This window comes from Pseudomonas sp. RIT778, from assembly GCF_019718735.1.
Classification (GTDB): domain Bacteria; phylum Pseudomonadota; class Gammaproteobacteria; order Pseudomonadales; family Pseudomonadaceae; genus Aquipseudomonas; species Aquipseudomonas aphyarum.
On the sequence record NZ_JAIHBA010000031.1, the window covers coordinates 1 to 20,510 of the forward strand.

19 protein-coding genes are annotated in these 20,510 nt (G+C 62.2%); 8 read left to right on the forward strand and 11 right to left on the reverse strand.

Going from position 1 to position 20,510, the window contains the following annotated elements; translation table 11 throughout:
• The coding region (locus K5E37_RS21220) for a DUF6124 family protein (RefSeq protein ID WP_221535058.1) at positions 1-340 on the forward strand (340 nt) is incomplete at its 5' end.
• A gap of 73 nt (positions 341-413) precedes the next feature.
• Positions 414-641, forward strand: a complete 228-nt coding sequence (locus K5E37_RS21225) for an antitoxin (protein ID WP_221535059.1) — start codon at positions 414-416, stop codon at positions 639-641.
• A gap of 209 nt (positions 642-850) precedes the next feature.
• Here K5E37_RS21225 and K5E37_RS21230 read toward each other — a convergent pair whose 3' ends face one another.
• From K5E37_RS21230 to K5E37_RS21255, 6 genes are all read right to left on the reverse strand, one after another.
• Positions 851-1,120: a type II toxin-antitoxin system RelE/ParE family toxin gene (locus K5E37_RS21230; RefSeq protein ID WP_179695643.1), complete on the reverse strand. Its 270-nt coding sequence runs from the start codon at positions 1,118-1,120 to the stop codon at positions 851-853.
• Positions 1,110-1,316 (reverse strand): antitoxin, encoded by a 207-nt coding sequence (locus tag K5E37_RS21235; RefSeq protein ID WP_246883796.1) that lies wholly within the window; start codon positions 1,314-1,316, stop codon positions 1,110-1,112. Before K5E37_RS21235 ends, K5E37_RS21230 begins: the two co-directional genes overlap by 11 nt.
• A gap of 267 nt (positions 1,317-1,583) precedes the next feature.
• A complete protein-coding gene (locus K5E37_RS21240) occupies positions 1,584-3,035 on the reverse strand; it encodes a curlin (RefSeq protein ID WP_007956148.1) in 1,452 nt (483 codons plus the stop codon).
• 26 nt (positions 3,036-3,061) lie between these two features.
• Positions 3,062-3,526 (reverse strand): curlin, encoded by a 465-nt coding sequence (locus K5E37_RS21245; protein ID WP_221535060.1) that lies wholly within the window; start codon positions 3,524-3,526, stop codon positions 3,062-3,064.
• Between the two features lie 99 nt (positions 3,527-3,625).
• On the reverse strand, positions 3,626-5,860 hold the full coding sequence (locus K5E37_RS21250; RefSeq protein ID WP_221535061.1) for an Ig-like domain-containing protein: 2,235 nt from the start codon (positions 5,858-5,860) through the stop codon (positions 3,626-3,628).
• A 35-nt stretch (positions 5,861-5,895) separates the two neighbouring features.
• Positions 5,896-7,242, reverse strand: coding sequence for a hypothetical protein (locus tag K5E37_RS21255; RefSeq protein ID WP_221535062.1), 1,347 nt, complete (start codon positions 7,240-7,242; stop codon positions 5,896-5,898).
• Positions 7,243-7,560: 318 nt separating this feature from the next.
• On the opposite strand from K5E37_RS21255, the gene K5E37_RS21260 reads away from it, so the two are divergent.
• From K5E37_RS21260 to K5E37_RS21280, 5 genes are all read left to right on the forward strand, one after another.
• A complete protein-coding gene (locus K5E37_RS21260; protein ID WP_085607691.1) occupies positions 7,561-9,009 on the forward strand; it encodes an ATP-binding protein in 1,449 nt (482 codons plus the stop codon).
• Between the two features lie 159 nt (positions 9,010-9,168).
• Positions 9,169-11,976 carry a multicopper oxidase domain-containing protein gene (locus K5E37_RS21265; protein WP_221535063.1) on the forward strand — a complete coding sequence of 936 codons (2,808 nt, stop codon included), beginning with the start codon at positions 9,169-9,171 and terminating at the stop codon, positions 11,974-11,976.
• Positions 11,973-13,064 (forward strand): SCO family protein, encoded by a 1,092-nt coding sequence (locus K5E37_RS21270; protein ID WP_221535064.1) that lies wholly within the window; start codon positions 11,973-11,975, stop codon positions 13,062-13,064. Before K5E37_RS21265 ends, K5E37_RS21270 begins: the two co-directional genes overlap by 4 nt.
• 104 nt (positions 13,065-13,168) lie before the next feature.
• On the forward strand, positions 13,169-14,662 hold the full coding sequence (locus tag K5E37_RS21275) for a HAMP domain-containing sensor histidine kinase (protein WP_221535065.1): 1,494 nt from the start codon (positions 13,169-13,171) through the stop codon (positions 14,660-14,662).
• Positions 14,631-16,067, forward strand: coding sequence for a sigma-54 dependent transcriptional regulator (locus K5E37_RS21280; RefSeq protein WP_085607683.1), 1,437 nt, complete (start codon positions 14,631-14,633; stop codon positions 16,065-16,067). Before K5E37_RS21275 ends, K5E37_RS21280 begins: the two co-directional genes overlap by 32 nt.
• Here the strand turns inward: K5E37_RS21280 and K5E37_RS21285 are convergent.
• Positions 16,058-16,426 carry a hypothetical protein gene (locus tag K5E37_RS21285; RefSeq protein WP_085607681.1) on the reverse strand — a complete coding sequence of 123 codons (369 nt, stop codon included), beginning with the start codon at positions 16,424-16,426 and terminating at the stop codon, positions 16,058-16,060. The two genes, K5E37_RS21280 and K5E37_RS21285, sit on opposite strands and share 10 nt — an antisense overlap.
• A 175-nt stretch (positions 16,427-16,601) precedes the next feature.
• On the opposite strand from K5E37_RS21285, the gene K5E37_RS21290 reads away from it, so the two are divergent.
• Positions 16,602-17,408, forward strand: coding sequence for a class I SAM-dependent methyltransferase (locus K5E37_RS21290; protein WP_221535066.1), 807 nt, complete (start codon positions 16,602-16,604; stop codon positions 17,406-17,408).
• Here K5E37_RS21290 and K5E37_RS29745 read toward each other — a convergent pair.
• The 4 genes from K5E37_RS29745 to K5E37_RS21305 all read right to left on the reverse strand — a co-directional run bounded on the left by K5E37_RS29745 (position 17,383) and on the right by K5E37_RS21305 (position 20,506).
• On the reverse strand, positions 17,383-17,628 hold the full coding sequence (locus K5E37_RS29745; RefSeq protein WP_408980467.1) for a hypothetical protein: 246 nt from the start codon (positions 17,626-17,628) through the stop codon (positions 17,383-17,385). The genes K5E37_RS21290 and K5E37_RS29745 overlap by 26 nt on opposite strands.
• 120 nt (positions 17,629-17,748) lie before the next feature.
• Entirely contained in the window at positions 17,749-18,441 is a 693-nt protein-coding gene (locus K5E37_RS21295) for an N-acetyltransferase (protein ID WP_221535067.1), read from the reverse strand.
• Positions 18,442-18,558: 117 nt separating this feature from the next.
• Positions 18,559-19,347 carry a ChbG/HpnK family deacetylase gene (locus K5E37_RS21300; protein WP_221535068.1) on the reverse strand — a complete coding sequence of 263 codons (789 nt, stop codon included), beginning with the start codon at positions 19,345-19,347 and terminating at the stop codon, positions 18,559-18,561.
• Positions 19,319-20,506 (reverse strand): GNAT family N-acetyltransferase, encoded by a 1,188-nt coding sequence (locus tag K5E37_RS21305; protein ID WP_221535069.1) that lies wholly within the window; start codon positions 20,504-20,506, stop codon positions 19,319-19,321. Before K5E37_RS21305 ends, K5E37_RS21300 begins: the two co-directional genes overlap by 29 nt.
• Positions 20,507-20,510 lie beyond the last annotated feature (4 nt).

A 20,510-nucleotide genomic window follows, 5' to 3' on the forward strand; every position in this document is an offset into this window, starting at 1 on the left:
CCCCGAAACCGACCCAACCTCCCCATACACCTCCACCCACTCCAAAAAACTCCACGAAGCCGCCGAACGCGCCCTCGATCATTACCTCTGCCCCGGCGCCCACATCATGGGCAGCGTCAACGAACCCGCCCCGATGTACCTCGCCAACCCGGTCTACAACACCGAATCCCTGCTCGCCAACGCCAGCGAATCCCTAGGCTCGGCCAGCGAAATGCTCAACAACTTCGCCGCCACCCTCGACCCCGCCCACCGCAAGACCGCCCTGGGCATCGCGCAGATCCTCATGCTGGGTGAACTGGCCGTAAATCAGGCCTTGGATCACGTCGAACTGAAGGGCTGATCCAGCACATTCCCAATAAAAAAAACGCGGCCCAGCAATGGGTCGCGTTTTTCACATTCAAACTGGAGTCACCATGGATCCCCTGATCTCCACAATCGTTTCAGACTTCGAAAGCGAAGACCAGGCCGCCAACTACGACCGGTGGTTTCGTGCCGAAGTCCAAGCGTCAATCGACGACCCGCGTCCAAGTATTCCGCATGAGCAAGTGATGGCTGAAATACAGGCATTGATGGAAGAGGCTCAACGCAGGTACGAGGCACTTGAGGCGTCGAACAAAGACTGCACCGCAGCACCAGATTGATCGTTCCAACGCTCTGCGTGGGAATGCAGCCCCTGACGCTCCGCGTCAAATTCGCGAGCTGGAACGCGGTGCGTCCCTTGAGGCATTTCCCGAGTCGGTTCGACGTGGGAACGATCAACGACTCAAGCACCAGCGAAAAAAAAACGCCCCCAAAAGGGAGCGCATTTTTTGCTTCAGTGGGGTCATTCATTCTGTGACTGAGCGCCACATCACGGATATTCCTGACGTGCGTGCACAACGCCCAGAATATTTATCCGGCCCACCGCTTGGTAAATGAGCAGGTAGTTGGGATGTACGACCATCTCACGAGTGCCGGGAGTTCGCCCCACTCGATAGAGGTGTGGATGTTTGGTAAGGGTAACCGTGGCGGCTTCGATAGCGTTTGAGAGCTTGTTAGCCGCTTTGAAATTACGGTCACTGATGTAGTCAAGAATGTGCAGGAGTTCAGCCCGAGCTTCGGGTTGCCACTCAACCTGCATCGTATTTTTTACGCTTTGCTTCCATCAGGGCATGCATTTCGGCCATCACCTGATCATTAGGAATGCTCGGACGTGGGTCATCCATGGAAGCTTGTATTTTGGCGATCAACCAACGGTCATAACTCGCAGCCTGCTCCTCAGGACCAAGATCCGAAACAACCGGGCACAGTGGGTCGATCAAAGACGGGTCGATCATGGAACCTCCGGGTTTGGTGCCTGGAAGTCTATTCGGTAACGGTATCGCTGTCGTCGCTGTCTGGATGAATTGCATGTAGGCCAAGCTCCATGGGGATCAAGTTGTCCCGGCAAATCCTAGAGCCTGCACTTCCGACGGCCAACCGCCAGAATTCGTCAGAAAACTCCTCGAGTTTCTGAAAACGTTCCGTTTTCCGTAGGACGCCACTCAAGCGTCAGCGCAAAAAAAACCGCGACCTCAAGATCGCGGTTTTCCAACACTCAACACTTACTGCTGCAAAACCGTCGCCTGGTTAGCCGACCCGAACTGCTGAATCGTCGCGGTCTGCGTCATCCCGCTCTGATCCACATTGGCAATGTTCCCGGTGCCGCCCTGGGTTACATACGCCACGTTCATGGTGTCCGCCTGTTTCACGGTGATCATGTTGTCACTGCCATACAGCTGCGCGGTGTAGGCCTGGTTGCCGGTGCCGGATTGATCGAATTCGGCGCTGTTGCCCGAGCCGTTCGAGGAGCCCTGAACCAGGTTGGTGGTGCCGCGTTGGTCGGCGATGAGGATGTTGTCGCTGCCGTTCTGATCGAAGTACAGCTCGTTGTAGGAATCCGCCTGGCTGACCGTGGTCTTGTTGCCAGTGCCGGTCTGGTTGGTGGTCATGATGTGGCCGATGCCGTCCTGTTTGAAGCTGGCGATGTTGCCGTTGCCGGCCTGGGTGACGGTGGCGCGCTGGCTGCTGCCGAACTGGCCGCCCAGTTGCGGGCCTTTCCAGTTGCTGGCGTAGACCTTGTTGTCATTGCCCACCGAGGTGGCGTTGAGCGTGTGGCTGTCGCCGTTCTGGTAGGTGAAGTGCACGTTGCCGTTGCCGACCTGATACAGCGCCAGCGTCGAGTTGACCGATTCGAACTGGTCGGCATAGATGGCGTTGGTGTTGCCGACCTGGGTGACGGCGGCGGTGTTGTTTTCGCCGAAGCTCTGGTCGACCACGGTTTCGTTGCTGTCGCCGTACTGGTTGACGGTGGCCTGGCTGGCCAGTTGCGAGTCTTGCCAGATTTCGGTGCCGTTGAGGTTGCCGAACTGGTTGATGGTGATGTTGCCGCCAGTGCCGTTGCGCTGGTCGCCGTAGGCGTAGTTGTTTTCGCCGGCCTGGTTGATACCGATCTGGCCGCCGTTGTGCAGCACTTGTTCGGCGGTGCCGTAGTTGGCGGTGCCGTACTGGGTGATCACCGAGCTGTTGCCGGTGCCTTCGTACAGTTGCTCGATGTTGGCTTCGTTGCTGTCGCCGAACTGGAAGGTCTTGCCTTCGCTGCCGTTCTGCGAGTCTTGATAGACGAACGAGAAGTTGCCGGTGCCTTGCTGTTGTTGCAGGGCCTGGTTGCCGGCGCCGAAACCCAGGGACTGGCTGGCGTGGGTGGTGTTGAAGGCGCCGACCTGTTGTTGGGTGATGGTGCTGTTGTCTTCGTAAAGTTGTTCGGCGTAACCGGCGTTGTAGTCGCCGACCGCGTCCTGGGTGATGACGCTGGTGGCGGTGTCTTGCACGGCGGCGGCGTCGTTGCCCTGGCCCAGTTGGGTCTGGGTGGCGGTGCTGAACGGGGCCTGCGTCTGTTTGACGTTGGCGATGTTGGCGGTGCCGAGCTGGCTCTGGGTGGAAATGCTGTCGTCGGCCATGGCCTGGGCACTGATCATGACCAGGATGGCGGCGGTGAGGGGCGTCAGTTTGAACATGATGAACTCTCCGATGATTGCAGTGCTTAGCGATATTGCTTGACCGAAACGCTCATGCCGTTGCCCGACTGGGTCACGGCGCTTTGCAGCCCCGTGCCGGCCTGCTCGATGCTGGCGTCGTTGTTGTTGCCGTTTTGCGAAATCTGCGCACGGTTGTGGCTGCCGGTTTGCGTGATGGACGCGGCGTTGCCGGAGCCGTTTTGCGTGATCAAGGCCATCAGGTCGCTGCCTTGTTGCAGGATGTACGCCTCCTGATTGCTGCCCGACTGCACGATCTTGCCCAGCAGCGACTGACCGTTCTGCGAGAGCAGGGCGAGGTTGACCTGGCCGTTCTGGTCGATCAGGGCTTGCTGGCCCATGGGGGGCGGCAGTTCGCCGAGATCGGCGCTGTTGGGCGCCAGGTCATCGTTTTCCATCAGGTCGTCGGCGCGCACGCCCGCACTGACGCACAGGGCGAGCAGGCAAAGCAGGGCGGCGGTCGGCGTGTTCATGGCGTTGTCCTGTGTTGTGTGTTGCTCAAATCCGGAATCGTGGCTGAGTCCGCCCCACCCACCCCGCGCCTGGCGGTGTGGGTTGGGTGGGGCGTGGGCTCAGAGCGTGGTCACCGAGATGGTGCGAACGGTGCCCTGGGACGAACGGATGGTGGCGGTCGGGTTGGCTGATGGCACGACCAGCGTGTTGTTCAGCGTCAGCCGCCAGCGTCCGGTCACCGGTACCGTGGTGGTGCCCAGCGTTACCAGCCCGGTCGGGGTGGTGACCTGCACGGTGATGGTGTTGCCGGTGGTCACCGACGAGGTGCCGGCGAAGTCCCAGTTGAAGCGGCCGCCGGAACGGGCCTGCACGGTCGAGGTGGTGATCGTGAAGGTTTCCGCCGCTGGCCGTGGCGACACTTGCACCGTGACGGTCGCCGGCGTCGACTGGGCGTTGAAGCTGTCCCGGGCGATGTAGGTGAAGGTCGTGGTGAAGGCCGTGGTCACGGTGGCCGGTGGGGTGTAGGTGATCACCGTGCCGTCAGTGCTGACCGTGCCGCGTCCTGCCGGCGGTTGGGTCAGACTGGCGACGCCCAGCGGTGTGTTGCCTTCCGGATCGGTGTCGTTGGCCAGGACGTTGATCGGTATTGCAACACCCAGAGTGGCGACGCTGTCGGCGACGGCGGTCGGTGGCCGGTTAGGCGCGACGGTTACCGTCACGGTCGCCGGGTTGGCCGAGGCCAGACCTTTGCTGTCTTGCGCCTTGTAGGTAAAGGTCGTGGTCAACGGTGTGGTCACCACGGCTGGCGGGGTGTAGACCACCGAAGTGGTGCCGCTCAGCGCGACGGTGCCTTGGCCGGCGGCCGGTTGAGTCAGCGCGGTGATCGTCAGCGGCACGTTGTTGTCCGGGTCGCTGTCGTTGGTCAACAGGCTGAGGGTGATCGGCACACCGAAGCTGGTGCTGCCGGTGTCGGCGACGGCCAGTGGCGCCTGGTTCTCACCGGTGTCCGGTGCAGCACCGACCACTACGACGGGCTCGGTATCGCTGCCGCCGGCGGCGGATTTCACCGTGACGGTGGCTGGAGGCTGAGTCAGGTCGGCGACGGTGATTTTTTGCAGGGTGCCGGTTTTCGACAGACGTCCGTAGCCCTGGGCAACCATGTCCGGCACCGCGACTTCATCGGTCGAGGTGGCTTCGATCAGCAGGCTGTGGTTGGCCCAGCTGTAGCGGGCGGTCTGGATTTTCACCACGTCGGTGAGCTTGGCCGAGACGGCGGTCGGACGGGTGGTGCCGGCCGGGTTGGTCGCGGTCACGACCACCACCGACGGCAGGGTGCCGTTGCCCAGGCGCTGGCCGAAGAACAGCCCGTTGTTGTCACCCAGCAGACTGGTCTGGCACGGCGTTGGCGGTGGGCCGGGCAGCAACGCCAGGGTTTCGCGGAAGCACAGGGTCGTGCTGCTGTCAGCCTTGGCGAACACCTCGGCGCGCACACCGGCCGACGTCCGGCGATAGGTGGCGCGGTCGATGGCGACGTGGGTCTGTTGACGGTTGTCGAGGACCTTGCCGGCGACGGTGAACAGGTTGGTCTGAATCGAGCCGGCGCCCGACGGACCATCGATCCGCAGGAAGTTGGTGTTGAACGGGCTGCCGGTCACCGCTTCGGTGAGGTTCGGGTCGCCGACGAAGGTTTCGATGCCGCCGGTGTCCGGGTTCACTTCGGTGTACGGGCCGTTGATGCTGCGCAGGAACGGGCCGATGGCGCCGTTGAGCGCACCGCTGAAGTTGCCTGGCGCGCCGATGCCGATGTCCTTGGTGATGTTGATCGCCCGCCGCCCCGGTGTGGTGACGTTGACGGTTTCAACGCCGTACGGGTGGGTGATGGTGTAGGTGCCGGCCACCGGGACGTTCACCCGGATACGAATCCGCGCGAAGCTTTGCTGATCGCCATCGACCGGATTCTCCGAGGCGAACGCCGCTTCGATGCCTGCGACGTAGGCGTCTACGCCGAAACCGGCACCGTTGTTTGGGATCGCGGTTTCAGCCAGGAACCAGAAAGCTTCCGGCGGCCAGTTGTCGGGGAACACCATCGGCAGGGTGTCATCGAACACGCCCGGTTCCGGCAGCAGGGTGCACATGTACGCCGGCGGGGTGCTGACCGGCACTCGCGAACTGGCGGCGCGCGACTGGCAGAGTTCCATCGACAGCAGGTTGTTGTCCTGGTACCACATCGGGAATTTCCCGGTGGCGAAGGTGTAAGGGCCGGGATCGACGGCGGCCAGTTGCGCGAACGCACTGCCGGTCAGCGAGATTGTCAGCCCGAGCGCGTTGAGCGCGAAGCGTGGCCACTTGTTCATGATGCCTCCTGATGCGGATCTGGGCATGTGAGCGTTCATTGCACGATGACCACTTCTTCGGTATCGCTGCCGCCGTTGGACGACGTCACCCGAACCTTGGCCGGTGGAATCGGCGTGATCCCGGTGGCCAGGGTTTTCACCGCGCCGTCACCGCCCAGCGCACCAATGGCGGCGCCGGTGCCGGAGGTGGCGGTGAGCACCGGTGGCGAGGTTTCGTCACTGGTCGAGGCCACCACGGTCAATTGCCCGGAACTGAGGCTGTACTCGGCGCGCTGGATCACCACCAGGTCGGTCAGGGTCATGGGCAGGGTGGTGGGCGAACTGGTGGCGATCGCCAGGTGGTTGTCGGCAGTCACTTGCAGCACGGTCGGCAGGGTCGGGTTGACCGCCGATTGCGCGTACCAGCTGCCGGTGCTGTCGGCTTCTTTCATGTTCACCACCGGGGTGCTGCTGGTGATGGCGGCGGTGCCCGGCGCGGGTGGCGCCTGGACGAACACGTCTTGTTGGGCCACCGGCGCACTGTCACCCGGTTTGCGCGAGTAGGTGCTGCGCTGCGGGATCAGCGGGGTCGGCCGCACCACCGTCGACAACTTGCCGGACACGGCGAAGGTCGTGGTGCGCAGGTCAATGCCGCCCGGGCCTTCGATGCGCACGTAGTTGGTGTTGAACGGGCTGCCGGTCACGGCTTCGTTGAGGTTCGGGTCGCCGACAAACTGCTCGGCCGCGCCACTCACCGGGTTGGTCTCGGTGTACGGCCCGTTGACGCTGCGCAGGAACGGACCGATGTCGCCCTTGAGCGCGCCGTCGTAGGTTTGCGGGGTGCCGATGCCGATGTCGCGGGTCATGTTGATGGCGCGGCGACCGGGGGTATCGACGTTGAACACATCGACGCCGTACGGGTGGGTGATGACGTAGGTGCCAGCGGTGGGCACATCCACGCGAATGCGAATCCGCGCAAAGCTCACCTGATCGCCTTCCACCGGCTCTTCGGCGGCGAACGCGGCTTCGACGGCGCTCACGTAACCGAGGTTGATTCCGCGCGCGGCATCGACCAGCGAGGTTTCGCCGGTGAACCAGAACGCTTCATCGGGGAAGTTGCTGGGGAACACGATCGGCTGCGTGTCATCGAACACGCCGGGGGTCGGCAGCAGCGAGCACATGTACGACGGGGCGCCCGGTGTGCTCGGCACGCGGGAGCTGAGCGCTTTGGACAGGCACAGATCCAGAGTGCGACCGTGGGTGTCCTGATACCAGCTGGCGAAACCGCCATTGGCCGGTGTGTAGGGACCCGGATCGACGGCGAACAGAGCGGCCTGGGCAATGCCCTGGGCCAAGGCGCTCACGACCAGGACGGTCGCGGTTTTGGACAGTAAAGGGTGCATGAGTTAATCCCTCTATCAAAGTACCTGCCCCTTGGGGATGGGTCAGTTGCAGAGGGCTTTACAACTTCCATACCAACGACGGGCCAACCGGCCGCAAACGCCCGTGGCGCAAGGGTTCGCGGCTTGGCGTGGGGGGAAAGGGCGCAAGCCCGGATAGGGCGACTGTCCCCAGCATTGGGGATTGTGGGGGCATGAACGCCTGGCGGTTTTTGCCTGACCGGGAAATCGGCCGAGCGTGGGGCCGTTCACCCCCCGGATCCGGGCAAACACCCAACCGTGGGCTATAACCCTATAGGGACGTATCGGGAAGTCGCCGCCATGAACATGCAGTCAAAATCGCTACCGATCGAGGAGAGCAGCCAGCGGCTGAACTCGCGCAAGCAGCCGTTCAACCTGTTGCGCTGGTTTTCATTGATCAGCATGGCAGTGATCGGCACCGTGGCCGTGGCGCTCGGGGCGGTGTCGACACGGTTCGTGATCGAAGAAAGCGTGCAGCGTGATGCCTTGCTGACCGCGCAGTTCATTCAGGCCATCGCGTCGGCGGAAGTGCGCCACGTCTCGATCCCCAATATCCGCACCATGGGCGAATTGCTCGACCCGCGCCAGGACAAGAACTTTCCCGACGTCGACCCGCAAGCCCGAGCCAGCGCCCGGGGCGAATTTCTCGATCACATCGAGCATTTGCCGGACGTGATCCTCGCCAACATTTATGCGCCGGATCGTACCGTGATCTGGTCGACCAACCCCGCGCTGGTCAACACGCGTATTCATGCCGACGAAGACCTCGACCGGGCGTTCGATGAAAAGATTCCGGTGTCGGCGAGTTATCACGATGTGGACAAGGGCCGTGAAGAACAGAAGTTCGTGGTGCCGCCGGAATACATCTTCATCGAAAACTACATCCCGCTCTTCGACGCCGAGGGCAAGAATGTCACGGCGATGGTCGAGATCTATAAAGAGCCCAAAGACCTGATCGCCCGCATGGAGCGCGGGCTGACGCTGATCTGGCTGGCCACCGCGCTGGGCGGCGGGCTGATTTATCTGGGGCTGTACTGGATCGTGCGGCGGGCAGCGATTCTGCTGGCGGCCCAGCAAAAACAACTGATCGCCAACGAAACCTTTGTCGCGCTGGGCGAGATGTCATCGGCGGTGGCTCACAGCCTGCGCAACCCGCTGGCGACCATCCGTTCCAGCGCCGAGCTGGCGCTGGAATTCGATGCGGGGCCGGCGCAGAAGAACATCAAGGACATCATCGGCCAGGTCGACCGCATGTCGAAGTGGGTGCGCGAACTGCTGCAATCGTTGCGACCGCTCAATGACGACCCGGAACCGGTGAACCTGGTGGCGGCGCTGCACGACAGCCTGATGGCCTTCGAGCAGCAGATCGCCAAGGCCGGCGTGCATGTGGTGTTTCATCCCCAGCAGACGCCGATGGTGCTGAGCCAGCCCATCCAGCTCACGCAAATCCTCAACAGCCTGCTGGCCAACGCGCTGGAGGCCATGGACAAGGGCGGCACGCTGACCATCACCCTCGAACCGAGCGACAGCCGTGGCGTGAGCGTGATGCTCAGCGACACCGGTAAAGGCATGAACGAGGAACAGCGCAGCATGGCCTTCCGGCCGTTCTTCACCACCAAGCAGGGCGGCCTCGGCGTGGGGCTGGTGCTGGTCAAACGGATCATGGAACGCTTCGGCGGGGGCGTGAGCCTGGACAGCCGCGAAGGCGAGGGCACCACCGTTCGTCTGGCGTTTCAGCTCATTCAGTAAATTGGGGTGAACTTTCCCCCAGCAGTGGGTGTCAGGCCCCGGTCACCGGGGAGTGGGGAATGCAACAGCGCTCCCAAGTCCCTGTTACAACTGGAAATGATTTTTTGGCGAGGTAATTGCAAAACACCATCACCCCTTCCTTAGATGAGGCGGCTGGTGATGGACAGAGCAATGCGTGACCCCAAAAAGCTGTTCCTGTTGACGCCCCTGAGCGTCTTTCTGATGTTGACCCTCGGCCAGATGACCGCGGTCCGAGCGAGCCCGATCGACGACGAAAATCAGCCGGAGGCCTCCGACCCGTCGGCCTATTACGACGAGCCCGCAGACCGCGCCGGCGCGCTCAACGCCATCCTGACCATGCCCGAGGCCAACGAAGACTCTTTCGATCTGCCCGACGGGGTCAAAGGCACGCGCAACACGACGCGCACGGAAAACATCCTGCCGCCCACCGTCCAGACCAGTTTCAATTACCCCACCAACGGCAAGCCGAGCCCGCTGTACGGTGCGCAGCCGTTCACTCAGCAACTGGTGCTGTTCGAAGAGTTCGGCCCGGAAAAACTCGACCCGACCACACCGGCCGCGCCGTTGAGCTTCCCGCCTGCGGCCATCGGCCCGGCGCCGGCGCAAGACCCGAACAACATCGCCCGCAGCGCGCCACCCGGCACGGCGCTGGATGCATTCCTGCGTCAACCGGGGCTCACGCCATTTCCGAGCCAGTACGCCAACGTGGTTGACCGCAACCCTTGGCAGGCGCAGATCGAACTGTTTCTCAACCGTCATATCGGTTCCTCCGCCGAAGGCCGCCCACCGGGAAAAGGCTGGGCCCATCAGCGCTGGAACGAGTTCTACCCGCAAGTCGCCTACAAGACCGTGCAGACCGGTGCGCGGCTGAACGGCGGCCTGCGTGACAGTCGGCAGATGCACGGTTATGCCGTCGGCGAGTTCGGCCCTGGTGGTCTGTACCACAACGTCGCGGGCGTGCCGGCGACCGATGGCACGGCCAAGGGTGTCGACCCACGGTTCCACCCGGCGATGCCGGTGCAGGACCACAATTCGGTGTGGACCTTCGACGGCACGCTGCCGCCGAAACTGTTGATGGTGCGCTACGGCCAGCCGGTGCTGATGCGTCACTACAACGGTTTGCCGATCGACCCTTCGGCCAACCGCGGTTTCGGTCTGCACACCATCACCACCCACGAGCACAACGGCCATGCGCCAGCGGAAAGCGACGGTTATGCCAACGCGTTTTTCTTCCCCGGCCAGTTCTACGACTATCGCTGGCCGATCCAGCTCGCCGGTTACGACAGCATCAACACCAAAGCCGAAGACCCACGCGCGGCGTTCCCGTGTGCACCGGGGGAAACCCTGTGGGTCAACGATATTCAGCCTGCGAAAAAGACCTGCGACCACGGCACCATCAGGATTCGTGGCGACTGGCGCGAAACCATGAGCACCCACTGGTTCCACGACCACATGCTCGATTTCACCGCGCAGAACGTCTACAAGGGCAACGCGGCGATGATGAACTACTACAGCGCCCTGGACCGTGGCAACGAATCGGTGAACGACGGCGTCAACCTGCGTTTCCCCAGCGGCAGCGCCTTGCCGTGGGGCAACCGCGACTACGACGTCAACCTGGTGTTCGCCGACAAGGCCTGGGATCAGCAGGGCCAGTTGTGGTTCAACCCGTTCAACACCGATGGCTTCATCGGCGATCAGGTGCTGGTCAACTGGCAGTGGAAACCGACCCTCGACGTGCGGGCCCGCAGTTATCGTTTCCGCCTCCTCAATGGTTCGGTGTCGCGCTACTTCAAGCTTGCGCTGGTGCGAGAAGTCAAAGGCACCAGTGGTGAGTTCCAGGGACCGAGAAACTCCGGCGTGTCGTACAGCCGGGTGCCGTTCCACATGATTGCCAACGACGGCAACATCATGGAACACAGCGTGCCGTTCGACGGCTCTATGGACCTGGATGCCGACGGCGACAAACAAAACCACAACGCGATCCTGCCGACCCAGGGCATCGCCGAGCGGTTCGACATCATCGTCAACTTCGCGAAAAACGGCATCAAGCCGGGCGACAAGCTGTTCTTCGTCAACCTGCAAGCCCAGGACGACGGCAAGGGCCCGAAAGAAGTGATCCCGTTGGCCGACGTGCTTTCGGAGAAATATCTGGCGGTCATCAAGCAGACCAGCAAAGGCCCGCAATGGGACCGGGGCGACCCGGTGGTAGGCAAGGTTCTGCAACTCAACGTCAAGGCTTATACCGGCCAGGATCTGTCGATGAACCCGGCGGCCTACGAACCGGCCAAACCGGGCAAGGCCGAAGGCATGGTGATGATTCCGCTGAAGATCCATCGCGACAACGCTGCCGACAAGGCCTTGCTCGCCAAGGCGCTGCACCGGACCTTTATCTTCGGCCGCTCCGACGGCACCGATGAAGCGCCATGGACGATCAAGACCGATGGCGGTTTCGGCTTCCACATGGACCCTCGCCGGTTGAATGCCTCGACCAAACTGGCCAGCGGCCCGACCGACGCCGGAGTCAGCGGCATCGGCACCCTGGAAGTGTGGAACATCAAGGCCGGCGGCACGGGCTGGAGCCATCCGGTACACGTGCACTTCGAGGAGGGGATCATCCTCAGCCGTGGCGGCAAGGCCCCGCCTGAGTGGGAAAAATGGGCGCGCAAGGACGTCTATCGCATCGGTTCGGAGGCCGACGGGCTGGACAGCGTGGAAATGGCGATCAACTTCCGCGAGTTTGCCGGGACTTACATGGAGCACTGCCACAACACCCAGCATGAAGACAACTCGATGCTGCTGCGTTGGGACCTCGAGAAACCCGGGCAACTGCAGTTGATGCCGACGCCGCTGCCGAGCTGGGATGGCGTGCGCTACGTCAACTCCGCCGCACTGCCAACCTTCCGCACTGGCGATGGCTTCGGCCCGCAAGTGACCGTGAAACCATGAGCAGGGAGGGAGCCGACATGACACAGCCAACGCCGCGCTCCCGCGCCCTGGGCATGCACCTGATTCTGGTGCTGGTCACCTGCCTGCTCGGCAGTCAGGTGCTCATCGCCCATCAGGCGCAGCCCGAAGGCGCCAGCGAATCCGCCACCCCGTGGGGTGGCGACTATTTCCCCAATACCCTGCTGACCGACCAGGACGGTCGGCAGGTGCGTTTTTTCGATGACCTGATCAAAGACAAGGTGGTGGTGATCAACTTCATCTTCACCTCGTGCAGCGACTCCTGCCCACTGGAAACCGCGCGCCTGCGCCAGGTGCAGAAACTGCTGGGGGACCGGGTCGGGAAAGACATCTTTTTCTACTCGATCACCATCGATCCACTGAGCGACACCCCCGCAGTGCTCAAGGCCTATTCGCAACGCTTCAAGGTCGGCCCTGGCTGGAAATTCCTCACCGGAGAGTTCGAAGACGTCACCGAGCTGCGCAAGAAGCTCGGGCTGTTCATCGAAGGCGTCGACAACGGCCGCACCAAGGATCACAACCTGAGCCTGATCGTCGGCAACCAGAGCACCGGGCGCTGGATGAAAGCCTCGCCGTTCGAGAACCCGTGGATCCTCGCCGACCAGCTCGCCAACACGCTGCAGAACTGGAAACAGGCCAGCACCGAAGAAAGCTACGCCGACGCCCCGCAGATTCGTCCACCGAGCAATGGCGAAGAACTGTTCCGTACCCGCTGCGCCTCATGTCACAGCCTCGGCCCGCAGGATGGCGAAGGCATCGGCATGCGCAACATCGGCCCGGATCTGATCGGCGTGACCCGCCAGCGTGACCCGGCCTGGCTCAATCGCTGGATCCGTGAACCGGATCGCGTGCTGGCGGAAAAAGACCCGATCGCGCTGCAACTGTTCGAGCAATACGAGCGAATCCCGATGCCCAACCTGCGTCTGGATGAAGCTTCCGCGCAATCGATCATCGACTTCCTGAGTGCCGAAACCGAGCGTCAGCATCCGTCGGTGCAGCCCTTGGCTGACGGGGCTTTGACGCCAGTAAAACCGGGTTCTGCCAGCGAAACGGTGAGTCGTATGCAGTAGCGGCTAAATAGCATCACCGAACCGTGTGTCACGGTCATTGCCACCTACACTCATTCGAGAGGGCGGCTGTAACCGGCTCGATACCAGAACGCCAGGGCATCTCCATGCAACGACTGGAAGAACAGAAAACATCGGCACCGAACCTCGCGCTGGCGGCCATCAAGAGCTGGGGCGGGCAGTTCAATCTGCTGCGCTGGTTCTCGCTGGCGAGTTTTTTCATCATCGCGGCCGTGGCGCTGGGGCTGGGCTACATCTCCACGCGTTTCGTGGTCACCGAAAGCGTAGAGCGTGACGCGCTGCTCACCGCGCAATTCGTGCAGGCCATCGGCGATGCGGAAATGCGCCACGCCAACATCACGCCGCAGCGGACCATGGGCGAGATGCTCGACCCGCGCCAGGACGGGAACTACCCCGACGTCGACCCGCTGGCCCATGCGTCGGCCCGCGCCGAGTTTCTCGATCATGTCGAACACTTGCCCGACGTGTTGCTGGCCACGGTGTATGCCCTGGATCGCACGATTATCTGGTCGACCAACCCCGAGCTGATCAACGTCAAGATCGAAGATGACGACGAGCTGGACGAGTCGTTCGAAATGAAAGTGCCGGTGTCTTCCAGCTACCACAAGATCGACGACGAAAAGCCGGAGCAGCGGCTTTCCCGCGAGCCGAAATACCTGTTCATCGAAAACTACATCCCGATGTTCAACGCCGACAAAAGCAAAGTCGTCGCCATGGTCGAGATCTACAAGGAACCGGCGGATCTGGTGGACCGTATCGACCGTGGGTTCGCTTCGATCTGGGCCGCGACCATTCTTGGCGGCGCGGCGATTTATCTCGGTCTGTTCTGGATCGTGCGGCGCGCCTCGACGCTGCTGCAAAGCCAGCAACAGCAGCTGATCAGCAACGAAACCTTCGTCGCTTTGGGCGAAATGTCCTCGGCAGTGGCCCACAGCCTGCGCAACCCGCTGGCGACCATTCGTTCCAGCGCCGAACTGGCCCAGGAAATCGCCAGCCCCGGCGCGCAACGCAACATCGGCGACATCATCAGCCAGGTTGACCGCATGTCGCGCTGGGTGCGCGAACTGCTGGTGTCGTTGCGCCCGATGAGTGACGACGGCGAGGCGGTGGAATTGCTGGCGGCGGTCGAGGACACCCTGGGGGCGTTTGACGCGCTGATCCGGCGCAATGGCGTTGAAGTGCGATTCACGCCACAAAATTGCCCGCCGGTCGTCAGTCAAAAGGTGCTGCTGACGCAAATACTCAATAGCCTGTTTGCCAACGCCCTGGAAGCGATGCCCAAGGGGGGCGTACTGAGTGTCGAGATTGAAACACCGCACACCGGTCATGTGCGCATGACCCTGAGCGACACCGGCAAAGGCATGAGCGCGCAGCAGCAACAGCTGGTGTTCAAGCCGTTTTTCACCACCAAGCAGGGCGGCCTCGGGGTTGGCCTCGCGCTGGTCAAAAGAATCATGGAGCGGTTTCAGGGTTCGGTCATTCTGACCAGCCGGGAGCAGGAAGGAACCCGCGTCAGTCTCAACTTTAGAGTGGCATCGGGAGGGGAATATGGAACACAGCATTCTGCTGGTCGAGGATGACGAACTGCTGGCCGAGAATATTCAGACCTACCTGGAGCGCAAAGACTTCGAGGTGACGGTCTGCCACTCGGCCGAGGACGCGCTGGGGCAACTGGAAAGCTTCATGCCGGACATCGTCCTGACCGACAACTCGCTGCCGGGCATGAGTGGTCACGATCTGATCCAGAAGCTGCGCATCAGCGCGCCGGAACTGAAAGTGATCATGATGACCGGCTACGGCAACGTCGAAGACGCGGTGGTCGCAATGAAGGAGGGCGCCTTTCATTACGTCACCAAACCGGTCGCGCTGCCGGAACTCAAACTGCTGCTGGACAAGGCCCTGGCCACCGAACGGATGGAACGCACGCTGTCGTTCTATCAGGAGCGCGAGGCGCAGAAGTCCGGGGTGCAGGCGCTGATCGGCGAGTCGTCGCCGATGCAGTACCTGAAAAACACCATCGGCCAGTTGCTCGACGCCGAGCGGCGCATGGCCAACACCGATCTGCCGCCGGTGCTGGTGGAAGGCGAAACCGGAACCGGCAAGGAACTGGTGGCCCGCGCGCTGCACTTCGACGGCCCGCGCAGCAAAGGCCCGTTCATTGAATTCAACTGCGCGTCGATTCCGTCCAACCTGGTGGAATCGGAACTGTTCGGCCACGAGAAAGGCGCATTCACCGACGCCAAGGATCGCCGGGTCGGGCTGGTGGAAGCGGCGGACGGCGGCACGTTGTTTCTCGACGAGATCGGCGAAATGGACCTGCTGTTGCAGGCCAAACTGCTCAAGCTATTGGAAGATCGCACTATTCGCCGGGTCGGCTCGGTGAAGGAACGCAAGGTCAACCTGCGTGTGATCAGCGCCACCAATTGCAACCTTGAGCAGATGGTCCAGCAGGGCAAGTTCCGCCGCGATCTGTTTTTCCGTTTGCGGATCATCTCGATCAAGGTGCCGCGCCTGTACGCCCGTGGCGAAGACATCCTGCTGCTGGCCCGGCACTTCCTCGCCAGCCACGGCAAGCGCTATGGCAAACCGAACCTGCATTTCAGCGATCAGGCCGAAGAGCTGCTGCTCAGCTACACCTGGCCGGGCAACGTGCGCGAACTGCGCAACATGCTCGAACAGACCGTGCTGCTGGCGCCGAGCGACACCATCGCCGCGCATCAACTGAACGTGTGCATGAGCCTGTGCGATGAGCTGCCACCGCAGCATCAGCACGAGGTGCCGCACACGCACTTCGAACCGCGCCCGGCGAGCAACACCGAATCGATGAACCTGCCGGAGGTCGAGCGCGACATGGTGCGCAAGATGCTCGACAAGACCGACTGGAACGTCACCAAATCGGCGCGCCTGCTGGGCCTGAGCCGCGACATGCTGCGCTACCGCATCGAAAAGCTCGGCCTGGCCCGTCCGGACAAGCGTCAGTGGTAGACCGCGTTGCTGCGCGGACTCGGTGTGCCGAGGCATTCCAGCACGCACGTCGGATCCAGCACTTCGTCGTTGACGTAGATGCCGCGTTCGGCATCGTAGGTGCGGATAAACACCCGCACCGTCGCATCGGCCACAGTGGGCAGTTGCGAGTCATGGAACACGTGGCGATCCGGGATGACGATGAAATCCTGCGGCGCCGTGTCATCGAACGGCCGGGGCGGCTGAGCGGACAGCGACGGCGGAGCAGGGTGGGCAAAAGGCTGGTCCGCCCCGTAGTAGTTGAAGTTGCTGTCCAGCGCCTGCGCCTGGGCGGCGGCGAGCAGACAGGCGGACAACAGCAGTCGATTGAACATTCCCATGGCAGCACCTGTGGAAGCGGATTTCCCCAAGGCTATTAACTATAGCTGCCCGCGGTGCAGGCGTTGGTGCAGGCGCTGGTGCAAGTTTGTCGGCTTACAAGTTCGCAACAACCTGTAACGCGAGGCTGAACTAGACTCGGGCCCGCTCAATTGTGAGCATCGCCCGGAGTGCGCCATGGAAGTGCCAAACAATAAAAACGCCGTCGAGAGCAATCGTCAGGCGTGGAACGATTCCGCCCGTCATCACCAGGATTCGCCCGACTGGCAGGCCTTGCTGACCGAAGTCACGCAGGCTGACTTTTCCTGCCTCGACGACACCCTTCGCGGCTTGCTCGAGCAGGTCGGTGTCGATGGCAAAGACGTCGTGCAGCTGTGTTGCAACAATGGCCGCGAAAGCCTGTCACTGTTCGCCCTTGGCGCACGGAGCGTGGTCGGTATCGATCAATCGAGCGCGTTTCTCGAACAGGCCCGCGAACTGAACAAGCGTTCGCCGCACAATGCCGAGTTCATCGAAGCCGATATTCATCATTTGCCCGAATCGCTGCGCGCCCGTTTTGACGTCGCACTGATCACCATCGGCGTCTTTGGCTGGATGCCCGACATCGGCGAGTTCTTTCGTCACGTCGCCTCGACCCTGAAACCGGGCGGACAACTGGTGATCTACGAAACCCACCCGTTCCTGGAAATGGTCGACCCCGAGACCGAGGACCCGTTTCGCCTCGCCACCTCGTACTTCCGCGAAGAACCGTTCGTGCTTGAAAAACCGATCGTCTACGTCGGCAAGGTCGAACAGCAAGCGGCCAAGTCCTACTGGTTCGTGCACACCCTCGGCGCAATCTTCACCGCCGCCATCGAGGCCGGCCTGAACATCACGCACTTCAAGGAATACCCGCACTCGAACCGGGAAGAAGTGTATGACCAGTACCAGAACCGCGAGGCGCAGATGCCGATGTGTTTTACGTGGGTGGGGGTGAAACGCTGAGACAGGTACAAGAGGGGGAGGCGAGAGGCGCTGTCTCTTTTTCGGTGAGTCGGATACGGGCTTGCGTCACGTATCCGATTGCTCGAAACAACTCTTCATCGTCACCTTCTGCCAGTACCTGAGAGAGGTACTCACGGATGGTATTCAGATCAACCAGCAGTGCCGTCATTTCAAAATCGGATGTGTTTTGTTCCATCGGTTTGTCTCTGCGTTTCTGCATGAATGTATTAATTCACATGATTGCGATCAGCCAGATGGTGCCGAAACTGAATGACGGGGATTCCTGTACGAGAGTAGGAAGATTCTGCGGCGCCGTCCCGGCCGCCGCAGGATAAATCCGTCAAGCCTGCGCAGCCGCCGTCACCACCGGCCGTCCCGGCTTGCGCAGCGGATCGAGGCGTGAGCCCTCATAGCGCGTTTCGCGGAAGAAGCGCCATTTGCCGAACAGGCAATAGACGTGCATGACGCGGCCCTGTTCGTGGTAGCCCATGCGGATGTGCAGTTTCAGCGCCGGGATGTTGTGGGTTTCGCAGACGTCCACCACCTTGTTGCAACCCTGGGCGGCCATGGCTTCCCAGAGGGCGACCTGGACGTCCACCGACAGGCTGCTGCCGAAGTAGGCGCGAATCATTTCGCCGCCGAATTCGAAGAACTCGCCGGGTTTGACCGGGAAGGTGCAGCCGTAATAGTGGCGGTCGTGGTAGTCGCGAATACTGCCCCAGATGAACCCGACCGCATGGCCGTCGGCGTCCAGGTACATGTGCCCGGTATGGCCCTCGTTGGCCAGCTCGGCCATGGTTTCCACGCGGTCACCGAAGTGCTTGGCGAACGCGCCGGCGTTCTCGGCGGTGATGTCGACTTTGCGCAGGCCGTCGTAGGGGCGCAGCTTGTGCGGCGGTACCGGGCTGACCAGGTCGCGCTCCATCCACAACAGTTCCCAATGGAAGAACACGTAGCGTTTCCACAACGTGCCGAAGGTGCGGCCCAGGCCTTTTTGCTTGATACGTTCGCGCAGCTTTTCAATGACGCTCATGATGCCCTCCGTGGCCGAAGCCCGGGTGTTGTGGATGACGCTTTTGTGGGTATAGATCACCCCTGCAAGTCCATGTCAAAGCGCCAGCTTTGAATGTATTGCAAGTTGTGTAACGGTTCAGAGTGCCGCAGCACCGCGTAGAAAATCCTTGTTCAGATCGGCATAGGAAACCCGTGGGACGCCCGCCAGCCGCTGCTCTAGCACGCGGCTCAGGGACTCTCCCGGTTGCAGATACGCGTCGCCGAAATCCGCACCGAGCTGGTTCGGATGGGCGACGATTTCCAGCACGCCGTCGGTCGGCGCAGCAGCGTTGCGCAGGTCCACCGGGGTGCAGACGTAATCGGCCGTGACCCCGGCCAATCCCTGCAATCGGCGGTTGAGCAAACCCTTGAACACGCGTTTGGGCAGGCTGAGGTTTTGCCCCAGGTTACGTGCCAGCCGCACCGGCACACCTTGATGGGCGGCGAAGCGCGCGACGATCTCGCCGATCGGCCAGATATTGTGCACGTGCTGATGCGAATCGAGGTGGCTGGGACGCACGCCGTGATCGACGCAGCGCTGCCACTGCGCCTGCAATTCTTCCTGCACCGCCTCGCGATCTTCCCGGCCCAGCCACAGGCTGTGGCGAGGCAGGCTGAGGTCGAACACGCCGTGGCTGTCGCAGAAGGTGCGACGTTCGAGAATGGCCCGGCTCAAGGGCCGGCCGTAGGTCAGGTTGAAGTGCAGGCCGATCCGGCCTTCCAGCAGCGGCAGCCGGGCCATGGCGCAGGCCGCTTCGAACGCCGGCATGTTGGCCATGGCGGTGGCAGAACTGATGAGCCCGGCCTGGAACGCACCGAGGATCACCGCGTTTTCGTTCGGGCTCAGGCCGAAATCGTCAGCGTTGACTATGACTTGGCGAGGCATGTTCGCCCTCCTTGGTGGGGTTGATCACAGGTGTCGCAATGGCTGCCGCTTTGGCCGCCGCACGCTTTGCCCGCCATTGTTGCAATCCAGGCTTGAGCCGGTGCCAGACGCGCAGCCCGAGCCCCAGCAACAGGCCGCTGGGGCGCCACGAGTAGAAGCTCCAGCGCCAGTGCTCCAGTTGCCCGGTCATGCGTTCGTGCAGTTGATGGCTGGAGTTTTCCAGGCTGACCCGGGAGGCATCGATCCAGCGCCAGTTATCGTCCAGCCCCCAGCGAATCCATTCCTCCAGCAACACCCGGCCGCTGCCCAGGTCGGCGTACTGCGGCAGGAAGGCGAGGTTGTAATCGTAGAGCCGGCCCTGCTCGAACAGGCCGAGTCGATAGCTGATGCAACGTCCGTCCAGCTCCAGCATCACCACGCGCACCCGGCCCGAAGCGGCGAGGGCGGTGAAGGCGTTTTCCATGCAACGGCGGCTGCGCTCGCTGGCAAAGATCCCGACGCCTTCGTCGCCTTTCCAGCTCACTGCTTCGACTTCGCTGATGGCCTGCAACAACGGGCCCATGCTGGTCGCATCGGGAATGATCCGCCGGACTTCGGCGCCGCACGCGGCAATCCGTTTGCGCGCCCGGCGCAGTTTGTAGCGCGGGTCGCCCGAGACTTCCTGGCGGTCAGCGTCGCTGATCAGGTGCACCGGCACCCGACAGCTCAAGCGACGTTCGCCGGTGGAGCTGTGGGCCATCCATTCGGTGAGCACGCTTTCGTCGCCGACCGGCTCGGCGATTTCGTTGAGTTGCAGCAGGGCGTGGGGCACTCGCTGGCGAATCAGCCTCAGGGCCTGACGCATATCGTCGGCATTCAGCAGTGATAGCAACGCCAGGCGATCGGCCAGCGGATAACCGAGGTGATGCACCACCCGAAACGGCAAACCGAAAAACCGCTCACGGCTCGCCACCAGTGGCAGGCACAGGCGCAATTCGTCTGCTTCCCAACCCAGCAATACATGCAGCCGCTCGTGCGCATCGAGCGCCTGCTCTGCCGCACACAGCCAGTCGAGGCTGTTGAACGGCGTGTGATCCGTCACCCGCAGGCGCAGCGCTTCATAGGCCGCCGCCGGGAAGTCAGGTGCGCACAACGAGGTGCGCCATTCGAATTGCGCCATAGGC

Coding starts and splice junctions, on each gene's coding strand:
- K5E37_RS21225 (WP_221535059.1), top strand. CDS start 414: ATGGATCCCCTGATCTCCACAATCGTTTCAGACTTCGAAAGCGAAGAC.
- K5E37_RS21230 (WP_179695643.1), bottom strand. CDS start 1,120: ATGCAGGTTGAGTGGCAACCCGAAGCTCGGGCTGAACTCCTGCACATT.
- K5E37_RS21235 (WP_246883796.1), bottom strand. CDS start 1,316: ATGATCGACCCGTCTTTGATCGACCCACTGTGCCCGGTTGTTTCGGAT.
- K5E37_RS21240 (WP_007956148.1), bottom strand. CDS start 3,035: ATGTTCAAACTGACGCCCCTCACCGCCGCCATCCTGGTCATGATCAGT.
- K5E37_RS21245 (WP_221535060.1), bottom strand. CDS start 3,526: ATGAACACGCCGACCGCCGCCCTGCTTTGCCTGCTCGCCCTGTGCGTC.
- K5E37_RS21250 (WP_221535061.1), bottom strand. CDS start 5,860: ATGAACAAGTGGCCACGCTTCGCGCTCAACGCGCTCGGGCTGACAATC.
- K5E37_RS21255 (WP_221535062.1), bottom strand. CDS start 7,242: ATGCACCCTTTACTGTCCAAAACCGCGACCGTCCTGGTCGTGAGCGCC.
- K5E37_RS21260 (WP_085607691.1), top strand. CDS start 7,561: ATGAACATGCAGTCAAAATCGCTACCGATCGAGGAGAGCAGCCAGCGG.
- K5E37_RS21265 (WP_221535063.1), top strand. CDS start 9,169: ATGGACAGAGCAATGCGTGACCCCAAAAAGCTGTTCCTGTTGACGCCC.
- K5E37_RS21270 (WP_221535064.1), top strand. CDS start 11,973: ATGAGCAGGGAGGGAGCCGACATGACACAGCCAACGCCGCGCTCCCGC.
- K5E37_RS21275 (WP_221535065.1), top strand. CDS start 13,169: ATGCAACGACTGGAAGAACAGAAAACATCGGCACCGAACCTCGCGCTG.
- K5E37_RS21280 (WP_085607683.1), top strand. CDS start 14,631: ATGGAACACAGCATTCTGCTGGTCGAGGATGACGAACTGCTGGCCGAG.
- K5E37_RS21285 (WP_085607681.1), bottom strand. CDS start 16,426: ATGGGAATGTTCAATCGACTGCTGTTGTCCGCCTGTCTGCTCGCCGCC.
- K5E37_RS21290 (WP_221535066.1), top strand. CDS start 16,602: ATGGAAGTGCCAAACAATAAAAACGCCGTCGAGAGCAATCGTCAGGCG.
- K5E37_RS29745 (WP_408980467.1), bottom strand. CDS start 17,628: ATGCAGAAACGCAGAGACAAACCGATGGAACAAAACACATCCGATTTT.
- K5E37_RS21295 (WP_221535067.1), bottom strand. CDS start 18,441: ATGAGCGTCATTGAAAAGCTGCGCGAACGTATCAAGCAAAAAGGCCTG.
- K5E37_RS21300 (WP_221535068.1), bottom strand. CDS start 19,347: ATGCCTCGCCAAGTCATAGTCAACGCTGACGATTTCGGCCTGAGCCCG.
- K5E37_RS21305 (WP_221535069.1), bottom strand. CDS start 20,506: ATGGCGCAATTCGAATGGCGCACCTCGTTGTGCGCACCTGACTTCCCG.